Source organism: Novosphingobium sp. TCA1 (assembly GCF_009811895.1).
GTDB lineage: Bacteria > Pseudomonadota > Alphaproteobacteria > Sphingomonadales > Sphingomonadaceae > Novosphingobium > Novosphingobium panipatense_A.
This window is the reverse complement of record NZ_BLJH01000079.1, coordinates 1-5,739: the sequence shown is the minus strand read 5'-3', so window position 1 is coordinate 5,739 and position 5,739 is coordinate 1. Positions and strand designations below refer to the sequence as shown.

The 5,739-nt window shown below is 64.3% G+C and carries 5 protein-coding genes; 3 read left to right on the top strand and 2 right to left on the bottom strand.

The genetic code is table 11. The features are described 5' to 3' along the window. Positions 1-59 precede the first annotated feature (59 nt). Complete coding sequence (locus tag NTCA1_RS27760) at positions 60-1,082, bottom strand: TonB-dependent receptor plug domain-containing protein (protein ID WP_236549620.1); 1,023 nt, start codon at positions 1,080-1,082, stop codon at positions 60-62. 293 nt (positions 1,083-1,375) lie between these two features. Between NTCA1_RS27760 and NTCA1_RS27755 the strand changes: the two genes are divergently transcribed. The 3 genes from NTCA1_RS27755 (at position 1,376) to NTCA1_RS27745 (ending at position 5,414) form a co-directional block, all read left to right on the top strand. Then, on the top strand, positions 1,376-2,725 hold the full coding sequence (locus tag NTCA1_RS27755; RefSeq protein WP_306439322.1) for an aromatic acid/H+ symport family MFS transporter: 1,350 nt from the start codon (positions 1,376-1,378) through the stop codon (positions 2,723-2,725). 4 nt (positions 2,726-2,729) lie between these two features. Beyond that, a complete protein-coding gene (locus NTCA1_RS27750) occupies positions 2,730-3,920 on the top strand; it encodes a benzoate/H(+) symporter BenE family transporter (protein WP_236549619.1) in 1,191 nt (396 codons plus the stop codon). Between the two features lie 63 nt (positions 3,921-3,983). After that, positions 3,984-5,414 carry an alginate export family protein gene (locus tag NTCA1_RS27745; RefSeq protein WP_159832454.1) on the top strand — a complete coding sequence of 477 codons (1,431 nt, stop codon included), beginning with the start codon at positions 3,984-3,986 and terminating at the stop codon, positions 5,412-5,414. 56 nt (positions 5,415-5,470) lie between these two features. On the opposite strand, the gene NTCA1_RS27740 is transcribed toward NTCA1_RS27745, so the two are convergent. Then, the coding region (locus NTCA1_RS27740; RefSeq protein ID WP_305081002.1) for an oxidoreductase C-terminal domain-containing protein at positions 5,471-5,739 on the bottom strand (269 nt) is incomplete at its 5' end.

The following is a 5,739-nucleotide window of genomic DNA, read 5'->3' as shown; positions in this document are numbered from 1 at the left end:
CGCAAGGACGGCGTGAATCATAACATGCTGGTATTGCTCAACAACTTTTGGATCGGGCTCTAAGAGCCGCTGCCGGTCGCAGCACCGGTCGCCGGATCGAGAAGCGTGATGCTGGCGGTGGTCTGGTCTTCCTTGCCGTCACGCGCGCCAACTTTCGCGTAGAGCATGGCATTGTCGGCGAGATCGTATTCCACGCTGAACGTGCCGAAGAAGTCCGTTGTCTTGATCAGGCTCCAGGGCTGCGAGTAATTGGCATCGGCCTTCGGCACGCGCGGAATCACCGAACCGATCGCCACTTTCGGACGCCAGTTCGACTGGCGCAGGCGCTGGTAGTTCACATTGAGCATCGCGCGGAGCGGTCCGCTGTCGTAGTCGACCGTGCCGCCGACCGCGTAGCTGGAATGGAATTCGTCATTGATCGCCACGTCGCCCCGGCGCGCCGATCCGTTCACGCGAACGCCCCATTCGCCGTTCTCGCCGAAGCGCCGGGCCACGTCGAGCGCACCGGAAAAGTGCGAATCCGATGTATATCCAACGGTCGCGCGGATCATGTCGCGGTCCGCCTTCTTCGGCAGCAGGTTCACGCTGCCGCCGATACCACTGCCTCCCGGAGCCGCACCGTTGAGGAAGGCGCTGGCGCCGTTGATGACCTGGACTGACGAGAACAGTTCCGGGGCCACCAGCTGGCGCGGGGTAATCCCGTAGAGACCGTCGAAGCCGACATCGTCGGATGCAAGTTCAAACCCGCGAATGACGAAGACTTCCCCCGCGATCCCGAAGCCCAAAGTGGTGCGGATCGTGGGATCGTTTTCGAGCACTTCGCCCAGCGTATCGGGTTGCTGGTTGAGGATCAGCGCTTCGTTGTAGGCGCGCAAGTTGAACGGGATATCCTCGGCCGCCTTGTCGCCCAGCACGCCCACGCTGCCGCTGCCGCTGACCTGGGTCTGGTTCAGGCGCTGGGCGGAGACGAGGATTTCCTCCGACGTTTCCGGGGCCGCCTGCGAGGACTGCGCATGCGCGGTGGCCGTGCAGATGGCCGTCGAAGCCAGGAGAGCGGGAACGCCGAAGCGAGCAAGATACATGAAAATTCCCCGAAACATGTCCTGCACAGCGTGACGGTGCAGGTTCCAATTGCACGCGGCATGCAGCTATTGAGAATCGATTGCAACACAATGGTGAACGAGGCAGACTTTTTTAGCCGATATGTTGCATTCCGGCCGCCATTGCGAAGATGGAGCATGGCCGCAGGTCCGCCATGACAATCGATACGCGACGCCCGCGAAGCCATACCCTGCGCGTATCATGACCCGACTCAATCGGTATTTGTTGAAATGGCACAAGTCGGCCACGCTTCCTGAAAATCACACAATGTGAAATGGGAGAGGGAGTCGATATGCGTGATATCGATGTAGGTCGCTGTGTCGATCAAACGGGCTTCAGTAATTTCCACCTCAAGATAATAATCGCCTGCGCACTTCTTCTTATCGTCGATGGGTACGACGTATTTATTTATGGCGTCGTGCTGCCACAATTGATGGAGCATTGGAATCTGACAGCACCGCAGGCCGGTTCGCTGGCCAGTTGGGCGCTGTTCGGCATGATGACCGGTGCGCTTGTGTTCGGACCGATGGGCGATCGCATCGGCCGCAAGAAATGCATCACCATCTGCTTCACGCTGTTCAGCGCGGCAACTTTCGTCAACGGCTTCGCGACCACGCCGACCACCTTCGGCCTGCTCCGTTTCGTGGCGGGCCTTGGCTGCGGCGGACTGATGCCCAATGCCGTAGCGCTCACCAACGAATACGCGCCGAAGCGGATGCGCAGCACACTCGTAGCGCTCATGTTCAGCGGCTATGCGGTCGGCGGCATGCTCGCGGCGGGCCTCGGCATCTGGCTGCTGCCGCTGTTCGGCTGGCAGGCGATGTTCTTCGCCGCTGCCGTCCCGCTCGTTCTGCTGCCGGTGGTCCTGCGCGGACTGCCGGAATCGATCGGCTTCCTGATCCGCAAGGGGGAGCAGGACCGAGCGCGTAGCATTCTACAGCGTCTGTCGCCCGATGCGGCGAGCAGCGGCAGGCTGGTCTATCAGGACGCCTCGGCCGGAGACCGTGCATCGGTGTCGGAACTGTTTCGTCACGGCCGGACCCTCGGCACGCTTTCCATGTGGCTGTGCTTCTTCTGCTGCCTGCTCATGGTCTACGCGCTGGGCTCCTGGTTGCCGCAGCTGATGCGCAGCGCCGGGTACAGCCTGGGATCGAGCCTCTCGTTCCTGCTGGCGCTCAACTTCGGCGGCATGTTCGGCGCCATCGCGGGCGGGCGCCTTGCCGACAGGTTCGGACTGCCCCGCGTGGTCATGGCCTACTTCGCCCTCGGCGCGCTCTGCATTGCCCTGCTCGGTCTCAACAGCACGATGCCTGTGCTCTATGTGCTGATCTTCATCGCCGGTGCGGGCACCACGGGCACGCAGATCCTGCTCTATGCCAGCGTCGCGGAGTTCTATTCGCTTTCGGTGCGCTCCACCGGGCTCGGGTGGGCTTCCGGGATGGGCCGCGTAGGCGCGATCGTCGGCCCCATGCTCGGCGGGCTCCTGCTGGCGGCGCAATTGCCGATGATGCTCAATTTCATCGCCTTCGCCGTTCCCGGCCTCGTCTCGGTGCTGGCCACCGCACTCTATATGGTGAGCCGCCGTCAACAGCGCATCCGGCCGGACTACGCCCTCGCGGCCTGAACGGATGACCATGACGACGCGGCAGACATCGATTATCCCGGCCATGATCGCCGGGATAATCGCCACCACCATTTCCTATGCCGGCCCACTGGTGATCGTGTTCCAGGCCGCGCAAGGGCTGAAACCCGAGCTTGTCGCCTCGTGGATCTGGGCGATCTCGATCGGCAGCGGCGTGCTTGGCATAGTCCTCAGCTGGCGCTGGCGCGTGCCGATCGTTATCGCCTGGTCCGCGCCGGGATCGGCACTCTTGGTGACGATGCTGCCGCAGACCGACTTCGCGACGGCGGTGGGCGCCTATATCGTCGCCAATCTCGCGGTTCTCGCGGTCGGCCTATCCGGCACCTTCGACCGGCTGATGCGCCGCCTGCCCGCCGCGATCACGGCGGCCATGCTGGCGGGCATCCTCTTCCGCTTCGTGATCGACATGGTGGGCGCGGTGCCTTCCGCGCCGCTCATGGTCATCGCAATGATCGCCGCCTTTTTCGCCGGAAGGGTGCTGGCACCGCGCTATGCCGTCGTCGCGGTACTGGCGACGGGACTTGCGCTGACCATGCTAGACGGCGGCCTTACGGGCACGATCGGCACGCCCCGTCTGACCCTGCCGGTGTGGACGACGCCTCGGTTCGACTGGGCGGCGACGGCCAACATCGCCCTGCCCCTGGCCGTGGTCGCGCTGACCGGGCAGTTCCTTCCCGGCATCGCGGTGCTGCGGGCGGCCGGTTACGCCGAACCTTCGGCGCGGCCGATCGTCTCGGCCAGCGCGATCGGTTCGATCCTGCTGGCACCGTTCGGCTGCCACGGCCTCAACCTGGCGGCCTTCACGGCGGCCATCTGCCTTGGCCCCGATGCCCATCCCGATCCCCGCAAGCGCTACCTCGCCGGGATCGCGGGCGGCGTGACCTATCTGCTCTTCGGCGCTTTCGCCGCCACGGTGCTGGCGCTTTTCGCGACCCTGCCGAAGACCCTGATCGCCGCACTGGCGGGACTGGCGCTGTTCCCGGTCGTCTCCAGTTCACTCAGCACCGCCCTGCGCGCGGAACAAGGCCGCGACGGCGCGCTCGTGACATTCGCGGTGAGCGCCTCAGGAATGACGCTTGCCGGGCTGGGATCGGCGTTCTGGGGGCTGATCTTCGGGCTGTCGGTACACCTGCTCCAGACCCTCGCATCACGCCCGATGCGAGCCGCGGCGACCTGATCGCCTCAATCCAACGACAGAAAATCAGAGCCTGAACAGGCCAGGAAATTCGGGAGAATAGGAATGTTTGATATTATGGCGCTTGCGCTGACCTCGGCCGCTGCCCCGGTTCCGGCGACCGCGCCTCCCGCTCCAGAGCAAACGGAGGCGCCCGCCACCGAAACGGCGCCGGAAACGCCGAACCGGCCCAAGGCGCCCAAACCCGCCTTCAAGCCGATCAACCATGACGAGGATTACTCCAGCTTCCGCGCGGTGAGGGACGAAAACCTGTGGACCCGGCTCAAGTACATCCCGCTGGCCGGAAAGACTTACGCCACGCTCGGCGGGGAACTGCGGCTGCGCCCGGAACTGCGCATCGGTGAGCGCTGGGGCCGGGGGCCGCAGGACGATGACGGCAATTTCCAGCAGCGCACCCGCGTCTGGGGCGATCTCCAGATCGAAGGGCTGTTCCGCGCCTTCGTCGATCTGGAACATGCCACCAGCTCCGGCCTCGATTCCGTGGTGGCGCCGATCGAGGAGGGCCGTCTCGATTTCAACCAGGCCTTCATCGAGGCGCATGTGCCGGTCGGCCAGGCGAAGATTACCGCGCGCTTCGGGCGTCAGGAAATCGGCATCGGCAACCAGACCGTGTTCGACATGCGCGAAGGCGCCAACACGCGCCGCTCGCTCGACCTGCTGCGCGTCATGGGCAGCACGGGCCCATGGGACGGCGGCTTTCTTACCGGGCATGCCGTGCTGGAAAAGCTCGGCACGTTCGATGACGAAACCAATCACGACTATGACCTGACCGGCTTCCACGCCGGACGCAATTTCGGTTCCGGCCCACGCTCGTCACGGGCGGAAATGCTGTTCGTCGCCTCGGACCGCGCCAGTGTCGCCTTCGACAGCGCGGCGGCGGCGCGGGACCGGCGGCGCACGCTTTCCTTGCGCTATGCCGGGAAGGCCAATGCCTGGAGCGTCGATGTCGAGGCGATTCGGCAGTGGGGATCCTTCGGAAATCTCGATATCGACGCCTACTATGTAACCGGAACCGTGGCCCATGGCTGGGCGTCGGGCTGGAAACCCAAGCTGGCCCTTCGCGTGGACGTGGGCTCGGGTGACCGCAATCCGAATGACGGCAAGCTCGGCACCTATGGCCCGCTGTTCCCCAAGCCCCTCACCTACAACGGCGATCTCGGCCCGCATAACCTGACGATCTTCCAGCCGATGCTGACCCTGCAACCGAACGCCCGCCTGACGCTGGACTTCTCGGCGGCGGGCCTCTGGCGCACCTCGATCCACGATGGCGTCTATTCGCTGGGCGGGCAGGTATTGCGCAGCGCCGACGAGAGCGATTCCCGCTTCTTCGGCAAACGCGCCACGGCAGCCGGGCGCTATGCGCTGAACCCGTTCACCACCCTGGGCTTCTACACGATCTACGGAGACGTTTCGGAGAAGTTCAAGCCGGGCCGCGACCTGTTTTACGCGGCGGCCTATGCAACCTTCCGGTTCTGATACGAAAGCGGCCGCCCGATCCGGGCGGCCGCAAACTATTCCGACATCGATCGAGGTCAGGCCGGTGATTGCTCCGCCAGCAATTCCTTGAGCGGCCTGTCCTTGTCCGCCAGCGCAGCGAGATCGGGCTTGGCGCCTGCCTCCACCAGCTTGCGGCCCTGAACGTAATCCTTGACCATGTTCACGCAGTCGAGCGCGAGGACTTTGCCTTCCTTGAGGTAGATCACCGAGAAGCTACGATCCTCGGGATTGCCGCGGATCACGGTCTGGTCGAAGCCCAGGTTGATGCCCGCGGTCTGGAGCTTGAGGTCGTACTGGTTGGACC